Raw genomic sequence first — 17,693 nt, forward strand, 5'->3', positions numbered from 1 at the left:
AAGAACCATTAACCTTTAACTTTTTACAATTAGGAGAGGGATTGTAGAATAATTATTAAAAAACTGTTAATATCAATGTATTGTTAGTTTGCAATTCTTACCAAAAACTCCTCTCCCTATTCTCTGCGGCTGTACCCTTAGGTACAGTCACATTTTTTTCATCCCTCGATAATTTTAACTAACACCCTTCTGTTTCTCGGGCCATCAAATTCACACAGAAATATGCCCTGCCATGTTCCTAAAACAAGTTTCCCGTCATCTACAAAAACCGCCTGTGAAAATCCCATCATACTTGCTTTCAGATGTGCTGCGGAATTGCCTTCCATATGCTTGTAACTATTGTTCCATGGCACAATTTTCGCTGTCTCATATATTATATCAGATACTACATCAGGATCAGCATTTTCATTAATAGTGATTCCAGCAGTTGTATGTGGAATGTAGATATAACATACCCCTGACATAATACCAGATTCAGAGACGATATCCCTGACCTGTCCGGTTATATTAATCATCTGTGAATGACTGCATGTTGCAACCCTTATTTCCAAATAGCCCATAAGGCACCTCCATCCTGCATAATATCATGCTTTATCATCTATCTGCAGACTGACCGTAAAGGTGGTTCCTCTGCCCGGTTTACTGGTAACACTCACTCTGCCCCGGTGAACCTGAATAATATTCTTTACTATTGCCAGACCTAAACCCGTACCCCCTGAATCATCCCTAGTCCTAGCCTTATCTGCCTTATAGAATCGTTCCCATATCTGTTCAAGCTCCGATTCGGGAATTCCCACTCCGGAATCTGTTACACTGATTTCAACCCAGTTATCTCTGATAACCGCTGCCACCCGGACACTTCCGCCTTTAGGGGTAAATTTTTCAGCATTATCCAGGAGATTAACCAATACTTGCTGCATCCTGTCTTCATCTGCCGATACCGGAGGTATTTCATCGGGAACAACCACATTTAATTCTTTGCCTTTTTCCTCAAAAAGCGGCCGTAACCTATCTGTAACCCTTTTTATCAGTTGATTTAAAGATATCCGTTCTAATCTCATATTCATGTTTCCTGTTTCCATTTGAGTAAGGTCAAGCAAGTCATTAACCAATCTTCGCAATCTCAGGGTTTCATCAAGCAGGATGTTCAGGTACCGGCCCCGCTCTTCCTCATTTTCTGCCAACCCGTCAGCCAGTGCTTCCACATAACCCTGAAGCAAGCTTAAGGGACTACGGAGTTCATGAGAGACATTTGCTACAAATTCCCTTCGCAGCATCTCCAATCTTTTCTCTTTGGTCACGTCATAGAGAACTGCCACAATTCCCTTGATTTCTCCATCCTGATTCCGCAGAGGGGCAAGTACAACTTTAAGGGTTCTTTCCTCAAAAGGTATCTCAGCTTTCATTTCCTTCTTATCAGCCAGTGCCTCCTGAAACAATTCCCTGAACCTGGGAACGGCCGAAAGGTCATTAATATGCGGAGTACCTGTCTCTGTTTTAAGTTCGAAAAGTTGTCTGGCAGGAGGGTTAATTAGCAATACACTGCCATTGATATCAAAAGTAACAACAGCATCTGTCATACTCCTGATAATGTTTTCCAACTTATCCTTTTCAGTTGACAGTGCTTCAATGTTTCCTTGCAGTTCAGCAGAGAGGAAGTTCAGAGTATTGCCCAATAACCCTAACTCATCCTGAGATTGAAGGGCAACCCGTTCCCGAAAGTTTCCCTTGGCCATTTCTAAAGCCACTCTATTCATATCAAGTACCGGTTTGGTAACTTTTTTAGAAAGAATAAATGCAAGTACTGTAGCCAGAATTATTGCCCCAATGGAACCATATAAGATAAAATCCTGAACAGTTTTTACGGTATCGGTTACCGGCTCAATCGGAGAATGCAGAAAAACTGCCCCGATTACTTCATTATCAATTTTTATAGGTACTCCAATAGAAAGTACGGTCATCTCCAGCCCCGGATACTCCCCGCGCCGGGCAACAACTTCACCTTCCAGGATTTTATCAACATCAGGATACATTAATTTATTTCCCCTGTACATCCCCCTTCCTTGAATAGTACACGAACTGATAAGACCCAACCTGTCTGTGACCACAATCTTAGCATCTATGTACCGACTTATCATAGTAAGTTCTTCCTGCCATTCCCGGCGGTCTGGAGCAGATGCTATCATATCAGCAATTTCAGTACCATTTCTAACTAGTTCCTTGGATTTTAGGGAAAAGTAAAAATCACTGAAAAACTGTGATAAAAAAACTCCCAGCAAAAACATTACCACAATAATCAGCATCACAATAGCGAGCCATAATTTCCCTACCAAGCTGCGGTTAATCATTTTTTCACCTCGAATTTATATCCGACTCCCCAAACAGTAATCAAATACGCTGCAGCATCACCAAAACGGGATAATTTCTCTCTTAACTTTTTCACGTGGGTATCTACTGTTCTCAGGTCCCCATAAAAATCATAACCCCAAACATGCTCCAGCAACTGTTCCCTAGTAAACACCCTGCCAGAGTTTTTAGCCATAAAAGCCAAAAGTTCAAATTCTTTAGGTGTCAAACTGATATTATTGCCTTGCACATCAACTTCTCTAGCATCATGATTAATTATCAGCCCCGGATATTTCAAGATATTCCCAGATTCACCCGACTGTTTTGCGCTAACCCGTCTTAGGAGAGCCTTGACCCTGGCTACAAGCTCCCTGGGACTGAAAGGCTTGACAACATAATCATCAGCTCCCAGTTCAAAACCTAGTACCCTGTCGATTTCTTCACCCCGTGCTGTCAGCATTATTACCGGTATATCATAATCCCTTCTTATTTCCCTGCACGCTGTCAGACCGTCAATTTTTGGCATCATAACATCAAGAATAACCAAATCAATTTTGGTTTGTCCCAATAACTGTAAAGCCTGCTCGCCGTCTCCGGCCTCAATAACTGTAAATCCTTCCCTGCCAAGATACATTTTGACCAAGTCCCGCATTTTAGACTCATCGTCTGCCACAAGAATCGTAGTGTCCTTATTCATATGATAACACCTTCCATCTTTCAAGCAAATTATATGTTTTATCTAAATCCAAAAAGGCACCCACCATTTACCCGAAATTGCGCGCACCGTTTATTCCTGGTTATTCTTTTTAATATTAAAAGGACTGCCAGCCCTTCAATATTAACCTCAACCAAACCTAGAACCAGATCCGCATCCGCCTTCACATGAAGGTTTTCCCGAAGTACCTTTGACTGTAATAGAAAAGGATGTAAATATCTGTTTTACGTCAGAACTTGCGCATTCAGGGCACTTTACCTTTTCTCTTTCATTTACAGGCACATTGACAGTAAATTGAGTGTCACATGTTTTACACTTAAAATCATAGGCAGGCATAAGTATACCTCCAACTTCTCATTTATTCAAAAATTCAATGTACTCTTCAGCCGATACTGCCGCAACAGCCCCATCAGCTGCGGCTGTTACAACTTGACGCAGCGGTGTTTGACGTGCATCACCTGCCGCAAACACTCCGGACCTAGATGTCTGCATCCTGGCATCAGTAATAATATAACCGCGTTCGTCAGTATCAACAAAGCCTTTAACTAGTTCTGTTGAAGGAACTTTGCCAATATATACGAAAACCCCGTCAACCGCAACGGCTTTTTCCTCATCTGATTTAAGGTTTTTTACTTTTATAGCTTCAACCTGCTGGTTGCCTATCACATTTGTGACTACAGAATCCATGATAAATTCTATCTGGTTATTGGAACGGGCCTTTTCCTGCAAAACTTTGGTTGCCCTAAACTCATCTCTCCGGTGAATAATATATACTTTTTCCGCAAATTTTGTAAGGTATATGGCTTCTTGAACCGAAGAATCCCCTCCTCCGATAACCGCTACTTTTTTTCCTTGGAAAAACGCCCCATCACAGGTAGCACAGTATGATACCCCGCGCCCGCGAAATTCCTCTTCCCCTGGAATACCCAAAGGTTTAGAAAGCGCCCCTGCTGCAATTATAACAGTTTTAGTGGTAATATCCCCATCATATGTCTTTACCTGAAATCCCCCGGCAGGCAGCTCTGCAACAGCCAGAACATCAGTGAACTTCGGTTCAACCCCGAAGCGTCTGGCCTGTATATCCATGTTCATCATTAAGTCAGGACCTGGTATCCCTTCAGGAAATCCCGGATAATTTTCAATCATATCAGTTGTTGCAGCCTGTCCTCCAGGCATCCCCCGCTCTATCAAAACTGTTTTCAGTTTAGCTCTGGCCGCATAGAGCCCTGCCGACAACCCTGCCGGTCCCCCTCCTATAATTACAACATCATAATCACTCATAATATTACACCCCTTTCCTGATTTTTATGTTATACGTTTTATAATCACTTCATACCGGTTTTTTCCTGTATTTTGATAAATATAAGCCTGTGGAGCCATCTCCATGAGCAATGTTTCCTTATTTTTATCATCTAATAGCTTAAGGCCAGTGGAAACATCTGTCTCCACAAATTTTATCCTATTCCCAGGCACAGCTTGCGTTATTTTCCAGAGGTCAGCCGCGATTATGCATCCTATTTGTGGATATCCTCCGGTAGACTGCGCATCGTGCAATAGGATGACCGGTTTACCTGTAGGCAGCACCTGAATGCTTCCCGGAGTTGTTGGAAAGGAATCAGCCAATGGCGGCATTAGGGACCTAATTTTGTTGCAGCCTTTAAGATAGCAGCCCATCCTGTTAAACTGTTCGGATACAATATATTCCGTGCTAAACAGCTTACTATATTCAAGGTTTATAAATAGACCCCGGTCAATACCGGGTATTACCCTCACGATTATTCTGTCAGAATATACCGGCCGTCTATTTACAGGATATCTTTTTCCAATGATGTTTTCAAGGGATAATTTTTCGATATTCGGGTCAGTCATTACCGGTAAACGTGTTCCTTTTGTTAACTGGCGGCCTTCCAGTCCACCAAATGCCCCAGCCAAAAAGGTGGAGCGGCTTCCCATAACCGGCGAAACATCAATTCCACCGGCAATTGCCAAGTAAGCTCTGCATCCTTTCTTGCTATATCCAAAACTAAGCAGGGTACCTGCACAACAGAGGAAACTTTCCCATAAAGGGACTTCCCTGCCGAATATGCTGGGACCCATATCTGCACCTGTTATGGCTATGAGACAGTCTTTGTTAAACAATATACCAGGACCTGATAGAGTGATTTCCAGGCAGGCCGCACCAGGCTCATTACCTACCAGTCCATTGGCTGTAATTAAAGCCCAACAATCGGCTGCACCAGAAACCGGAATTCCCATGTGCCTGTTTCCAAACCTGCCCAGATCCTGAACTGTAGTCAAGAACCCCTGACGAATAACTTCAGCTGCAAACATTTCTACCACCCAATGCTTTTAATGCCTTGACCACACTGATATTATTTTCTGCCAGTACCTTCCGGATTTCATTTAAAACTGCGATGACACCAGGATTATCACCATGAACACAAACACTATCAACACTTAAATTCATCTTATGCCCATCAACAGAATTGACTTTACCTTCCCTTACCATCATTATAACCTGTGCTGCAGCCACAGCAGGGCTGCTGATTATAGCATTTGCATTATCCCTGCTTACCAGTGTCCCGGCATTATTATAATTACGGTCAGCAAATCCTTCCCTGATAACAATAATTCCACGTTCCTCCGCCATCTTTGTAATTAGAGATGCATCAGGAACCATCAAGGGAAGGCCGCCCAAACCTATGGCTGCCTCAATAACGGCAGAAGCTGTAATATCATCAACGGCAGCAGTGTTATAAAGAGCTCCATGGGGCTTGATATATTCAACTCTGCCTCCCAAGGAGCCGGCTATTGCCTTAAGAGCGCCAACCTGGTAAATAATCATGTTTTTGATCTCAGAAAAGCTGCATACAATTCTTCTTCTGCCAAATCCCTGCAAATCATAATAACCAGGGTGGGCCCCTATAGCCACATCATGTTTTAAACATAAGTTCACTGCTTCATGCATTTGTTCAGGGCCGCCGGCATGAAACCCACAAGCAATATTGGCAGAACTGATCAGGCTAATTATTTCCCGGTCCTGCCCGAAGCTATAAATCCCAAACCCTTCTGCCATGTCACAATTTATATCTAACGAAGACACCTTATCCCTCCGTTTCTCTCATTGTTGTCGAACAAAACGCACCCTGTCGCCAGGTTTCAAGAAACAAGGTTCTGCCCTCTTAGGGTCAAACATTTTCATGTCGGTCCTGCCGATGATATACCAACCCCCTGGGGAATCATAAGGATATATCCCAGTCTGGTACCCGGCAATAGCCACTGATCCTGCGGCCACTCTTCCAGCCGGAGTCTCCTTACGGGGCAGAACAATTTTCGAAGAAACTCTTCCCATATAAGGAAATCCTGGCAAAAAACCAATTGCCCAAACGGTATATGTCTTAAAGCAATGTTCATGAATAACTTCTTCAGGGGTCATACTCAGAATATCAGCAGCTTCCTTAAGGTCAGGACCATATTCACCGCCATACCTGACAGGAATAGGGATTATCATAGACTCTGCGGGGACAGTCCCGACCCCACAGGTTAAGCGCTTTCTGATAAAACCTTCTACATCGGTAGGACTGATTAAAACAGGATTATAGTATACCCCAATACTGCTGTAACATGGTACAATATCAGTTATGCCTTTGGGTAGTTCCCGATACAGGGAAATATAGTCCTGCTGTATTCTGGCCGTTTCCAACTGTATCCTGTTCGAATCAGTAGGCATTGTGCAGGAAGCAGCATTATTTTCATGTTTTGTGCTATATACTATGACTAGGGCACTATCTCCCATAAACCGGATATCTAAATTCATTCATTCACCAACTCAATATATGTATAATCTGTTTTGCACACAGGCATACTTTTGTTTTATAATAGAATTACAATGATAAAGGAGATAGAGTATGATTAATGTACCAAATATTATAACTATTATCAGGATAATGCTTGTCCCAGTATTTTTGGTAGTTTTTTGGACCTTCGGCCCCCACCGTGTTTTTTATGGAATGGTAATATTGTCTGTGGCAGGAATAACCGACATAATTGATGGTTATCTAGCCAGAAAACTGCACATGGTAACACCTCTGGGTAAATTTCTGGACCCCTTGGCAGATAAACTCATGGTAATTTCAGTGATGACATCCCTGTTTATAATCGGAAGATTTCCCTTATGGCTGGTAGTTCTGGTAATAATAAAAGAACTGGTTCAGATGACCGGAAGTGTTTTCATAGTTATCAGCAAACACCTTCAAGTAAGTGCTAACTTCTACGGTAAAGCTGCTACAATTGCAATATATGCGGCCCTGTTTTCCTGTGCTTTTCAAATAACAGGAAGTTCAAAGATAACTGTACTTGCAGGTATTATTTCTGTCGTGGCCCTATGCAATTATGCCCTGATTTTTTTCCGGCAGCGTTCATATTAAACTTTTATTTCAAAACTAACTGTCAGACTCACTTTTTCTGGTCCATCTCTCAGAATCTCGCTGCCGATATTTTTCCATCATTTCTTTAAAGGCTTTTTCTAAATCAAGCTCTAGTGAATTAGCCATACAAATTATAATAAAAAGTATGTCGGCCAGTTCCAAAGCCAAGTTTCCTTCGTCTTCACCTGATTTTTTGGGTTTTTGCCCATATATGTGATTTATTTCCCGGGCCAGTTCCCCAACCTCCTCAGTCATCCGGGCGAGCATTGAAAGAGGATGCCAGTAACCTTCTTCAAACTGCCCAATCCAATGTTCTACCTCTTCCTGCATTTCTTTAATATCCAAGTCTATCTCTCCCAAAAATAAGTTTTAATTAAGGGAAATATTATCAGTGGTATACTCCAAGGTATCTATACAATGCAATAATAGTGTAGCGGCCGCGTTGTTCATGAACCCGAACAAACCCCTTGGGTACTATCAGCAGATCCAGTTCCTTAATAGTAAACTCTCTAGTCTCAACCAGAAAATATCCTCCCCTGGCCATGTTGGCAGCAATAGTATCCATAACTTCTGTTCTCTTATCTGAGTCTATCAAGTTCAGAACAAAGGTACACAAAGCTATATCTACATCCAGGCTGAAGTCTTTTAGTTCATCAACAAACAAAAAACTCAGCCTTGGCAAGGTTATGTCTTTTATCCTGTCAGGTAAGTCAACAGCATAAACCCTGTACCCTCTCCCGTGCAGATAAATAGCATTACGGAGATTGCCCGATCCATAGTCAAGAACGGTCTTTTTCTGCAGTTTCTCAAAAAGGGGAAGGTATCTGGACAGGCTGTTGGCAGGTGCCGTTACCATAAAACCACCCGCTTTTTAACATTATTCTGTTTTTATTTTTTTGCAATTAGCCGTACAAGATACCCGAACACTTGTTTATTATATTCTATCCTAAATTTCTGCAGAAGTTCTTCAAATTACCATTTTAAATCAAAAATGTAAGGTTCCTGACCCATCAGGACATCATTGGTTGACCCCAAAATAACCATCGCTGTCCCTTGCTGACTGTCCATAGGTTCTAAAAATATGACTCCTTTGGCTTCCTGATTAGGCTGCAGCTGAACTATTGAAGGAAATTCCTGACCATAATAACTGTTTTTCAATTCTTTAAACTCCTGTCCCGCCTGTTTGCCTACAGCATTTGTTAATACCAGGAGTTCATCTGAACTACCGGTATTATTCATCTGTACATAAAGCCTTGTTTCCTGATCGGCAAATTCAATTTTTTCAAGCCGGACAACTTTATTGTTTTGAGTAACAATGTTATCAGGATAAAAAGTATATTTTGCCGGAGCAAGTATTGACCATGGGTCTTTCGTATCTTCCACCTTGTCAGCAACAATAAGCGGCACCTCTTCATTTTCATTCACAATCATAACATGCTGGATACTACCGTTAATTTCAATGAAATTAGATGATTGCAATTCTGAATAAGGCTGTTTAGAACTTACAATAACGTCCCTGGTTGCTGACTGGTCTCCAACCCGCACAGAAACAGTACACTGGGTATTGTTCTCATCAATTTTAACCAGTTTTTCAATTCTCCCTACAACATTAACCGATAATCCCATATAGATTTTAGGATTATCAAACAACAACTGCATGTTTTCGTTGTTAAACCCGTATTGTCTGGTTAGCAATACATCCTGTGATAACTGCCTTGAATCCCTATATCCCTGGAACGCTAAAATTCCGATAAAAATAAGCAGACTTATAATAGTAATGGATGCAAATACCTTGCGTTCAGAACTAAAAGCTACCTTTACAGGCACAGGGATATGTTTCAGCCATGTTCTCCGACCGACTTTAGTAGATAATTTCCCTGTATGCTGTATTTCTTCAATGGCTTTCAACATTTCAGCCACATTTTTAAAACGGTTATCAGGATTTTTTTCAAGAGCCTTTAAAATAATTGACTCCATGTCGCTGGTTAATTCTATATTATAATGTCTTGGAAACGCAGGCTCCGAATATGAGATTTTCTTTACAATTTCGCCGATATACTCTCCGTCAAATGGTAATCTTCCGGTAATCAGATAATAAAAAAGCACACCCAATGCAAAGATATCGCTTTTTTCGGTCACCGGTCGCCCGGCAATCTGTTCCGGTGACATTATTATTGGAGTCCCAGCACCTAAGCCTTCCATGGTAAGGTTTGTGCCATTTTGAATTTTAGCAATGCCAAAATCAACAACTTTCACCTCTCCATCATGAGAAATCAGGATATTGGACGGTTTTAAATCCCTGTGAATAACTTGTTTTTGGTGTGCATATGACACACCTGAACAGATTTCCTTCATAATATCAAGGGCTTCCGTCACTGAAACATTGTTGTTTTTTACGTATTCATCAAGGGATTGTCCATCAACAAATTCCATAATAATATGAAGTACACCGGATTTTTCATAATAGTCATATACTCCTATAATATTTTTGTGTTTCAATTCTGAAGCTATTTGGGCCTCACGATAAAAACGGCTGATTGTACTATGTTCATAGCGATTAGACAGAGAAACCCGCTTGACTGCAATCTCCCGATCAAGTTTAAAATCAAAACCCCGATTTACTGAGCCAAAACTACCGCGGCCGATTTCTTCAAAAATTTCGTACCGATCAGGTGCACTCTCATTTAACTCCTGGAGCTTACCTGCTGAATAATATACTGTCTGGTCCCTTTGGTTTACCGGAACCACCAGTTCCGCCATCCGGTTAATCTCTTCACCTGTATAAGCTGCTCCTTGTTTACGACCAATATAATCAGCCATTTCTGCTAATTTTAGAATCTTTACCCTGCCAATATAACCCGGTTTGGTGAATTCCATTTTTGTAAGGTCTATATCCTCGTGAACAAATACAACAATAGAATAAACCTTAATATTCATTTTGGCATCATTTTCATAGGCCCACCGGGAACCAATATAAGACTTTACCGCCTTGGCATATTGGTGGACCTGATTGGCTGGATTGCCTATCTTGACTTTGCTGTACTTACCTGATTTACGCCTTTCCTGAACCCAATTGCCCATCATGCCGCCTTGGATCTTGCCATGCATGTTTTTTGTCTCGATTACAAAAATACCGTTTGGTCCTATAACAATATGGTCAATATCATAAGTAGCCCCATGATAATATATCCTTGGAGAATTTAAAATAACATATTCGTCAGACAGATTCTCAGCAAGAAAATCAGATACCATTTCTTCCCCTTGCTGCCCGTAAACTCCCGAGATTATTGAAGCTTTTTTTAAAACATTGCCCATAGTTATTCCCACCGTTGCCAAATTTGTTGTAGATGTAAAATATTAAGTCCTAAGCTGTTCAAAAATTCTACATGCTGCTTTATAAATCCTTCTTGATATTATTGTCACCTTGACATCACCTTTGATTTCAGGTATATTAATTATTGTTCCATTAATTAAATGCGCCCGTAGCTCAGTGGATAGAGCACAGGTCTCCGGAACCTGGTGCGTAGGTTCGATTCCTACCGGGCGCACCATATGCAAAATAAAACATAAATAATATTATTATTTAAATTGTAAAAGCGCCATGTTATGGCGCTTTTTATGATATGTCTGTCAACTCCTCTTTTTTTCCTCCCCATCCTCTGTTATCTTCCGGTTCACAGCCACTAAGGGATTCCAGGCCAATATCTTCAAGAATCCGGTCGATTAGTTCCTTAAGCATTCACATTCCTCCATTCTGCTAAATGAATTTCTGTTGAAACTTATTCAATTTATAATCTTTTAGAGATAAAACATTATATGCGTTTCCATCAATAAAAATGCCGGTTATTTTCTTTTGCGAATCACTAAACCAAATAATTGCATTTTTCATTTAAAGGGCACTCAATACACTTTGGTTTTTTGATACTGCAAAATCTGTTCCCTATCCCGGTCAACAAAGCATGGTACTCATTATATAAAGGCACATCGGGATAGAGCCTTTTCATAAAATAGTCCTGCATTTGGTCATAGGTAACCTCTTCTTTGAAAATTCCCAGTCTGCTAAAAATCCGTTTCGTATATGTATCAACAACAAATATTGGCTTTTGAGCAGCATAAAGGATAATACTATCCGCAGTCTCCGGCCCGATGCCATAGATGCCCAGCAATTCTTTCCTTAAACTATCCCTATCCCGAGTAAACATTTTGACAAGATGTCCATTGTGCTTTTCCGCTACATGCCTCAAAAACGCCTTTAATTTTTTAGTTTTCATTCTGTAATACATAGCAGGAATTATGCATTGCTCAATTACTTCATCTGAAGCCATGTACATATCGTCAAACTCAAGAAGTCCTGCTTTTTTGAGATTTCCAATGGCCTTCATTACATTTTTCCAAGATACACTCTGAGTTAATATTGCACCAACACAGACTTCAAAAATTGTTTCACCTGGCCACCAACCCCTAGGCCCAAAGTATTCCAGCATAATGTTAAAAATATGCATTAGTTCATAATCACTATTCTCAGCAGGATTCAAATTATCTGCACCTTCATTCCTGTTCGAATTTAGCCCATCTTCTCTTGGAACGCTCAAAGTTTTTGCTTTCCCAGTCACTGCACTTGATTATCTTTTGTCTTTCAGCAGCCGTAAACCGGCATTGGTTATCCCGTCTTTTGGTGCAGTTTTTACAGATAAGCCCTCCTGTGGAATTACCTGTCCAGGTTTCATTAGTCAGCCTTTTTTTGATGAAGGCCCTGCATGATGAACATACCCATTTTTTTTCGCTGATACCAATAACAGCTGTCGTATATGCAGGTCTTCCACACAAAACACATCTCTTCATTGGCATATCAGTTCTCCCTATGTCTCTTTTTTAAAATTATCATTATTATATAAGGAATAACAAGTAATGCCACAAACATTAGCAGCATCGCAAAATAATTTTTACCTATAATAAGATTATTGCCCACATAGGTATAACCTATAATAAAGGGAAGCTTCCCTATAGCAGATGCCGAAAAAAAAGTGCTAAACCTCATCTGGCTAATACCAGCAGTAATATTAATGAGTGGAGCTGGGAAATATGGCAGGAGCCTTAATGTCAATACAACCATGAATCCCTCTGGACCATTCATTTTTTTTAAGTATACCAAAACCTTCCCCTCATCCTTGGACAAGCTCCATTTGTATCCCAATACTCTTGATAAAAAAAAAGCGATTGAAGCTCCTGTAAGAGATGCTGCCCAAATTATTGCTATTCCCTTGCCAAATCCAAACAGTATTCCGGCAGAGCTGCATATCAGAACAAAGGGAATAACAGGAACTATAGCCTGTACCAGTGTAATTATGAAAACAGCTATAGACATGGTAATCCCAAAAGATCTGGCATACTTTACAAAACCAGCAGCAGTTGAAATTTCCTCCAGACTCACCGGTTTATATAAATACATTCCTAAAATGAGAACAGAAATAAAGGAAATGGTTATTAAAAAATATATAAGCCTTTTTTCTTTTATCAATATATTAATTAAAACCTACCTCCTATGTTCAGGTGGCAAAATTTCATCTTCATTATATGGAGGCTCGTAAAAATGAGCTGCAATACCCAACACAGAAATTAATACTGTTATTAAAACCCAGAACTGCTTACCTGATGAACCTATAATCACATTGTTTCTCAACAAGTCCAAAGGACCGGAAAACCACATGGTTAAATCAGTCCCATATGCAAATAAGAGGGATCCTAGCAGTGCTAAAAGCCAAAATAACAACAGCTTGAACTTCGGGTAGTCAAACCGGTAGCCCTTGCTTGGGATAGCACTGGTTATATTTAATAAAATAAACTTGATCATACCTTTAAATATCCCTGCAATTATTCCGACCGGTATCAGCAGGGCAATCACCTTGTTCATATCAGGATTCAGTCTAAACATAATCACGGTTGCACTGACTGCTACCAGAAATCCGATAAATACATCCCTGGTTATAAAAACCAGGCCTCTCCATAATAGTTTAAGTAGTTTCTTAATCATTGTCAGCTCCAGAGATTAAACTATTCACATGATTTTTATGTAAATCAATATAATTTAAAAATGCCTTAGCTGAATAACTCAAGTATCTGTTCTGATTCCAGGCTAAATACAGGGAACGTTTCATATTACCGATATCTCTAACCTTAACTTCCTTAACCTTGCCTAACCGGAGAGCATCAAGGGCAGAAATCCGGGAAACTACACTTAAACCCAAACCACTTTCAACAGCTGTAATTATGGCCCGCGTGCTTCCCAGTTCCATTACAACCTGCAGTTCTTCCGTATCAACCCCGTTAGCCTCAAGTTTTTCGTGAAATATCATTCTGGTTCCTGAACCCTGCTCTCTGAGAATCAGGTCTGATGCCACCAATTCATCAAGTGTTAATTCTAAGTTTCGGTGCTCCTCCATAACGGGACTGATCAATATAAGCTCATCCTTGACAAGCTCTCTCATAGAAATATTATTATGCTTCACCGGAGCCCCAATTATTCCTATGTCGATATCCCTATCAATAAGCTGCTGTATAACTACACCAGTATCAGCTATCTTGAGAGAAAGTTCTATACCGGGATACTCCCGGCTAAATTCCCCCATTAACATAGGCATTATATACTCTCCAGGAATAGTGCTGGCAGAAAGTAAAAGCCTGCCTCTGCGCACACCTTTGAGTTCATTAATAGCTTCCATAAAACCTTCATATAACAACAGTATCTTCCCGGCTTCTTCATAAAATAGCTGCCCGGCTTCAGTTAAAATAATGCTCTTGTCAGTACGTTCCAAAAGCTGGACTTCCATCCTTTCTTCAAGGGCTTTGATTTGGGCGCTTATAGCCGGCTGTGTCATATATAGTTTTTTGGCAGCTTTAGTAAAGCTCTTGTTTTCAACTATTAAAACAAATGCTTTGAGTTGACGCAAACTAAACATTTACTGGCACCTCATTTAGTTTCATCTGTAGCTATTTCGCTGATAAATTAAGTTTTCCTGCCCCCGGTAAATAAAAAGCTGAAATGCCAACTCTGGCAACAGTCATTTTAGGGGTAATAATTTTAACCGGTCTTTTTTCAAGGCTTTGGCTAAAAAACGTTCACAAAGGGGTATGACCTGTTTAGGGTCACCTGTTGTCAAAAACTTCACACTTGGCCCTTTATTTCCTTCGGCAGCCAAAAGTCCTCCGTCATCCAATATCCTCAGGACATGCCTGGCTGTTCCTTCAGTTCCGTCAATAACTACTGCCTGTGGCCCTATAACCTGGGAAATCTCCTCTCTAATAAAACAGTAATGAGTACATCCCAAAACGACAGTTGATATCTCATCAAATTGTATCCTAATAGCATCACCGATAATATTGGAAAGATATTCTCTGATTTTTTCTGGTCTTGCCTCTAACTCTATGAGCTCTGCTAAACCCGGGCATGGTATCGGGATAATTTCCGCGCAGCAATTAAATCTCTGAAAAAGGTTGTAAAACTTGGTTTCCTTTAATGTCAGCGGTGTGGCCAAAACGATTATTTTACCTTGACCGTTCTTTTCCACAGCCGGCTTTATAGCTGGTTCCATGCCAATAACAGGGAGTTCAAATTCTTCCCGAATAAAAGTTATAGCAGCGCTGGTAGCAGTATTGCATGCTACAACCAGGGCTTTAATACCTTTCTCCATCAATAGTCTGGCAGCAGAAACGGAAATATCCCTGATACAGTTACAACTTTTAGGTCCATAGGGAGCATTTGCCGAATCGGAAAGATAGATAAACTGTTCACTGGGCATGGTCCATATCATTTCTGCAAGAAGACTGATACCCCCAACTCCTGAATCAAATACACCAATAGGTAAATTATTAAAATTGTTGTTCATTGTTTCTCTCCCTGTTCGTCAATTACCTTATCAAAATTCTATAATATATTATGTGATTCCTCTTAATCAATTATAGAATTTTATTGTAATTAAAAAAAGATGCCTCTCAAGAGACACCTTTATTATACTTGCTGCTATTGCTTTAATACTTCCAGTACATCTTTAAGAACTATGTCAATATTCTGGTCTCCATTAATGTTTAAAAAGACCCCAAGCTCACTGTAATATTCAATCAACGGCTGGGTCTGAGCTTCATATACATCTAGGCGATTGGAAACAGTCTCTTCATTATCATCAGAACGCTGGTACAATTCTCCGCTGCAGCTGTCACAAATACCTGACCGCTTTGGTGCATTAAAAATAACATGATAGCTGCCGCCACAAGATTTGCAGACCCGGCGGCCTGTTAGACGCGCCATCAACTTTTCCCTGGGAACCTCAATATTAATCACACCATCAAGCTCAATTCCCATTTCATTAAGGGTCTTGCTTAAAGCATCTGCCTGGGCTGCTGTTCTAGGGAAACCGTCCAGAAGAAACCCTTTTTCACAATCTGGCTGTAACAACCTGTCCTTAACCATTCCAACAACCACTTCATCTGGAACCAATTGGCCTTTGTCCATGTATTCTTTAGCTTTTTTCCCCATTTCGGTTCCTTCCTTAATGGCAGCCCGGAACATATCACCTGTAGAAATATGGGTGATGTTTAATTCCTTGACAAGTCTTTCTGCTTGGGTACCTTTGCCTGCTCCAGGCGGTCCCATAATTATCAGTTTCAAGGTATTATTCCTCCCTCAATTATGTGGTCCGATACCATTAATTTAGCATCATAAGGAAATTATAACATATATCACCCATTTTGCCCATAAAAACGCTCTGCACCTATACGGATTGTTTTGATATTTTAGTCCCATTGTAAGAATAAAGCAGCTTTTTATGGTCAACCACTGTTTCCAAATAAACTGTCCGGCCCCAAAGTCTGTAAACAAATGGCAAGGTCTTTTCAAGGTAATACAGGTCCAGGTCACTGCCGTCATGACTGTGGCACAAGTACAGTTCACCATTACACTTATAATTGCCGTCTACAACAACGATATACGGAAAGCCACCATTTGTCAGCAGAGTAATTAACCCTTCCCTGACTTTTTCCCACTCAGTTTCAACTACCTGCCACTTGGTATATACTTTTTGGAACAGGAAAAGGTCCAGTTCTTCCACAAGTTCTTTGGTCAGGTAATTCCTGATAAATGAAATATCATTTTCAGTCTCCCTTACCTCAAATATTTTTTTCCTGCCCTGACCTCCGGAACGACCATATTTCTTCTTCTCCTCTTCAGAAGGTTTATCCCATCTTTTTTCAATATCCTCCCAGATTTTTAGGCCAAGATGATAAGGGTTAAGCCCAGACCTTGATTTCTGGACAACTCCTGAATGCATTTTTGCATATTCGATGGTTTCATCTTCATTAAGATTTATTTCCCGCATTATTCTTGAATGCCACAGTGTGGCCCACCCTTCATTCATTATCTTGGTTTCCACCTGAGGCCAAAAATAAAGCATCTCTTCCTTGATAATAAATAAAACATCCCGTTCCCAATCATCTAGAGCATTACTATGTTCAGATATAAACCCTAAAATATCTTTGTCCGGTTCTAAAGGAAACTTTTTTTTCTTTTTGAAAATAGATGTGTTTTCTTCTTTTTGAACCCCTATGTTCCACAAATCATCATAAGGTGTTTCAAGATTATTTTTCTGTGTTGATTTGTTATCTTTATCCTTTTTATTTTGTGATGCCCGCTTTCTGCCAATATTGTACCTTGGGTCAATATGTTCCTGTATTGCCATTGCCGAGTCCAGCAGTGCTTCCACTCGTTCCCGTCCAAATTTGAACTCATATTCCCTGATGCGTTCCGCATTCCTGGACATTGATTCAACCATGTTTCTGGATGTATGCCTGAACCATTGGTTATGCTTAAAAAAATCACAATGAGCGTAAACGTGTGCAGCTACCATCTTGTTTTGAATCAATGAATTGCCGTCAAGAAGAAAGGCATAACACGGATTGGAATTAATGACCAGTTCATATATTTTGCTGAGATTATAGTCGTACTGTGTTTTCATACGATGGAACGCCTTGCCGAAAGACCAATGAGAATACCGGTTCGGCATTCCATATGCACCAAATGTATAGATAATATCAGAAGGGACAATCTCAAAACGCATATCATAGAAATCGAGACCAAATTCCTTGGCCTTGGCGGATATCTGTTCCAATGATTCCTGAAACAGTTTAATTTCTTCTGAAGTCATCCCATCACACCT

The 17,693-nt window shown here is 40.4% G+C and carries 21 protein-coding genes and 1 tRNA gene; 2 read left to right on the forward strand and 20 right to left on the reverse strand.

The features are described 5' to 3' along the window. Window positions 1-158: 158 nt before the first annotated feature. From ABFY19_RS07490 to pxpB, 8 genes are all read right to left on the reverse strand, one after another. Window positions 159-560 (reverse strand): secondary thiamine-phosphate synthase enzyme YjbQ, encoded by a 402-nt coding sequence (locus ABFY19_RS07490; RefSeq protein ID WP_418790034.1) that lies wholly within the window; start codon window positions 558-560, stop codon window positions 159-161. Between the two features lie 24 nt (window positions 561-584). Beyond that, window positions 585-2,348: an ATP-binding protein gene (locus ABFY19_RS07495; RefSeq protein ID WP_418790035.1), complete on the reverse strand. Its 1,764-nt coding sequence runs from the start codon at window positions 2,346-2,348 to the stop codon at window positions 585-587. After that, complete coding sequence (locus ABFY19_RS07500) at window positions 2,345-3,043, reverse strand: response regulator transcription factor (RefSeq protein ID WP_418790036.1); 699 nt, start codon at window positions 3,041-3,043, stop codon at window positions 2,345-2,347. Before ABFY19_RS07500 ends, ABFY19_RS07495 begins: the two co-directional genes overlap by 4 nt. Window positions 3,044-3,190: 147 nt before the next feature. After that, entirely contained in the window at window positions 3,191-3,397 is a 207-nt protein-coding gene (locus ABFY19_RS07505) for an FmdB family zinc ribbon protein (RefSeq protein ID WP_418790037.1), read from the reverse strand. A gap of 18 nt (window positions 3,398-3,415) precedes the next feature. Next, on the reverse strand, window positions 3,416-4,342 hold the full coding sequence (gene trxB, locus ABFY19_RS07510; RefSeq protein WP_418790038.1) for a thioredoxin-disulfide reductase: 927 nt from the start codon (window positions 4,340-4,342) through the stop codon (window positions 3,416-3,418). Between the two features lie 24 nt (window positions 4,343-4,366). Next, entirely contained in the window at window positions 4,367-5,392 is a 1,026-nt protein-coding gene (locus ABFY19_RS07515; RefSeq protein ID WP_418790039.1) for a biotin-dependent carboxyltransferase family protein, read from the reverse strand. Continuing rightward, entirely contained in the window at window positions 5,379-6,164 is a 786-nt protein-coding gene (locus tag ABFY19_RS07520; protein WP_418790040.1) for a 5-oxoprolinase subunit PxpA, read from the reverse strand. Before ABFY19_RS07520 ends, ABFY19_RS07515 begins: the two co-directional genes overlap by 14 nt. Window positions 6,165-6,182: 18 nt before the next feature. After that, window positions 6,183-6,878, reverse strand: a complete 696-nt coding sequence (pxpB, locus tag ABFY19_RS07525) for a 5-oxoprolinase subunit PxpB (RefSeq protein ID WP_418790041.1) — start codon at window positions 6,876-6,878, stop codon at window positions 6,183-6,185. A 91-nt stretch (window positions 6,879-6,969) separates the two neighbouring features. Between pxpB and ABFY19_RS07530 the strand changes: the two genes are divergently transcribed. Further along, on the forward strand, window positions 6,970-7,488 hold the full coding sequence (locus tag ABFY19_RS07530) for a CDP-alcohol phosphatidyltransferase family protein (protein WP_418790042.1): 519 nt from the start codon (window positions 6,970-6,972) through the stop codon (window positions 7,486-7,488). A 15-nt stretch (window positions 7,489-7,503) separates the two neighbouring features. On the opposite strand, the gene ABFY19_RS07535 is transcribed toward ABFY19_RS07530, so the two are convergent. From ABFY19_RS07535 to ABFY19_RS07545, 3 genes are all read right to left on the reverse strand, one after another. Continuing rightward, window positions 7,504-7,833 (reverse strand): nucleotide pyrophosphohydrolase, encoded by a 330-nt coding sequence (locus ABFY19_RS07535; RefSeq protein ID WP_418790043.1) that lies wholly within the window; start codon window positions 7,831-7,833, stop codon window positions 7,504-7,506. Between the two features lie 43 nt (window positions 7,834-7,876). Continuing rightward, a complete protein-coding gene (locus ABFY19_RS07540) occupies window positions 7,877-8,344 on the reverse strand; it encodes a class I SAM-dependent methyltransferase (protein ID WP_418790044.1) in 468 nt (155 codons plus the stop codon). 116 nt (window positions 8,345-8,460) lie between these two features. Beyond that, the gene (locus ABFY19_RS07545; RefSeq protein ID WP_418790045.1) at window positions 8,461-10,803 is read right to left on the reverse strand and encodes a protein kinase domain-containing protein; all 2,343 of its coding nucleotides are present in this window, start codon (window positions 10,801-10,803) and stop codon (window positions 8,461-8,463) included. Window positions 10,804-10,964: 161 nt separating this feature from the next. Here ABFY19_RS07545 and ABFY19_RS07550 point away from each other — a divergent pair. Further along, window positions 10,965-11,039: transfer RNA gene (locus ABFY19_RS07550), tRNA-Arg, on the forward strand. Window positions 11,040-11,104: 65 nt separating this feature from the next. Here ABFY19_RS07550 and ABFY19_RS07555 read toward each other — a convergent pair. From ABFY19_RS07555 to ABFY19_RS07595, 9 genes are all read right to left on the reverse strand, one after another. Beyond that, window positions 11,105-11,227, reverse strand: a complete 123-nt coding sequence (locus ABFY19_RS07555; RefSeq protein ID WP_418790046.1) for a hypothetical protein — start codon at window positions 11,225-11,227, stop codon at window positions 11,105-11,107. Between the two features lie 124 nt (window positions 11,228-11,351). Then, a complete protein-coding gene (locus ABFY19_RS07560) occupies window positions 11,352-12,080 on the reverse strand; it encodes an endonuclease III domain-containing protein (protein WP_418790047.1) in 729 nt (242 codons plus the stop codon). Further along, a complete protein-coding gene (locus tag ABFY19_RS07565) occupies window positions 12,037-12,336 on the reverse strand; it encodes a hypothetical protein (protein ID WP_418790048.1) in 300 nt (99 codons plus the stop codon). The genes ABFY19_RS07560 and ABFY19_RS07565 overlap by 44 nt, the downstream gene beginning before the upstream one ends. Window position 12,337: 1 nt before the next feature. After that, on the reverse strand, window positions 12,338-12,919 hold the full coding sequence (locus tag ABFY19_RS07570; protein ID WP_418790049.1) for a TVP38/TMEM64 family protein: 582 nt from the start codon (window positions 12,917-12,919) through the stop codon (window positions 12,338-12,340). 102 nt (window positions 12,920-13,021) lie between these two features. After that, window positions 13,022-13,519, reverse strand: coding sequence for a hypothetical protein (locus tag ABFY19_RS07575; protein ID WP_418790050.1), 498 nt, complete (start codon window positions 13,517-13,519; stop codon window positions 13,022-13,024). Then, window positions 13,512-14,444 (reverse strand): selenium metabolism-associated LysR family transcriptional regulator, encoded by a 933-nt coding sequence (locus ABFY19_RS07580; RefSeq protein WP_418790051.1) that lies wholly within the window; start codon window positions 14,442-14,444, stop codon window positions 13,512-13,514. The genes ABFY19_RS07575 and ABFY19_RS07580 overlap by 8 nt, the downstream gene beginning before the upstream one ends. Window positions 14,445-14,546: 102 nt before the next feature. Next, a complete protein-coding gene (gene murI, locus ABFY19_RS07585) occupies window positions 14,547-15,371 on the reverse strand; it encodes a glutamate racemase (RefSeq protein ID WP_418790052.1) in 825 nt (274 codons plus the stop codon). A gap of 134 nt (window positions 15,372-15,505) precedes the next feature. Continuing rightward, window positions 15,506-16,150, reverse strand: a complete 645-nt coding sequence (locus ABFY19_RS07590) for an adenylate kinase (protein ID WP_418790053.1) — start codon at window positions 16,148-16,150, stop codon at window positions 15,506-15,508. A gap of 103 nt (window positions 16,151-16,253) precedes the next feature. Continuing rightward, complete coding sequence (locus ABFY19_RS07595) at window positions 16,254-17,681, reverse strand: SpoVR family protein (protein WP_418790054.1); 1,428 nt, start codon at window positions 17,679-17,681, stop codon at window positions 16,254-16,256. Window positions 17,682-17,693: the final 12 nt, after the last annotated feature.

It is taken from the genome of Phosphitispora sp. TUW77 (assembly GCF_048453025.1).
GTDB lineage: Bacteria > Bacillota > Thermincolia > Thermincolales > UBA2595 > Phosphitispora.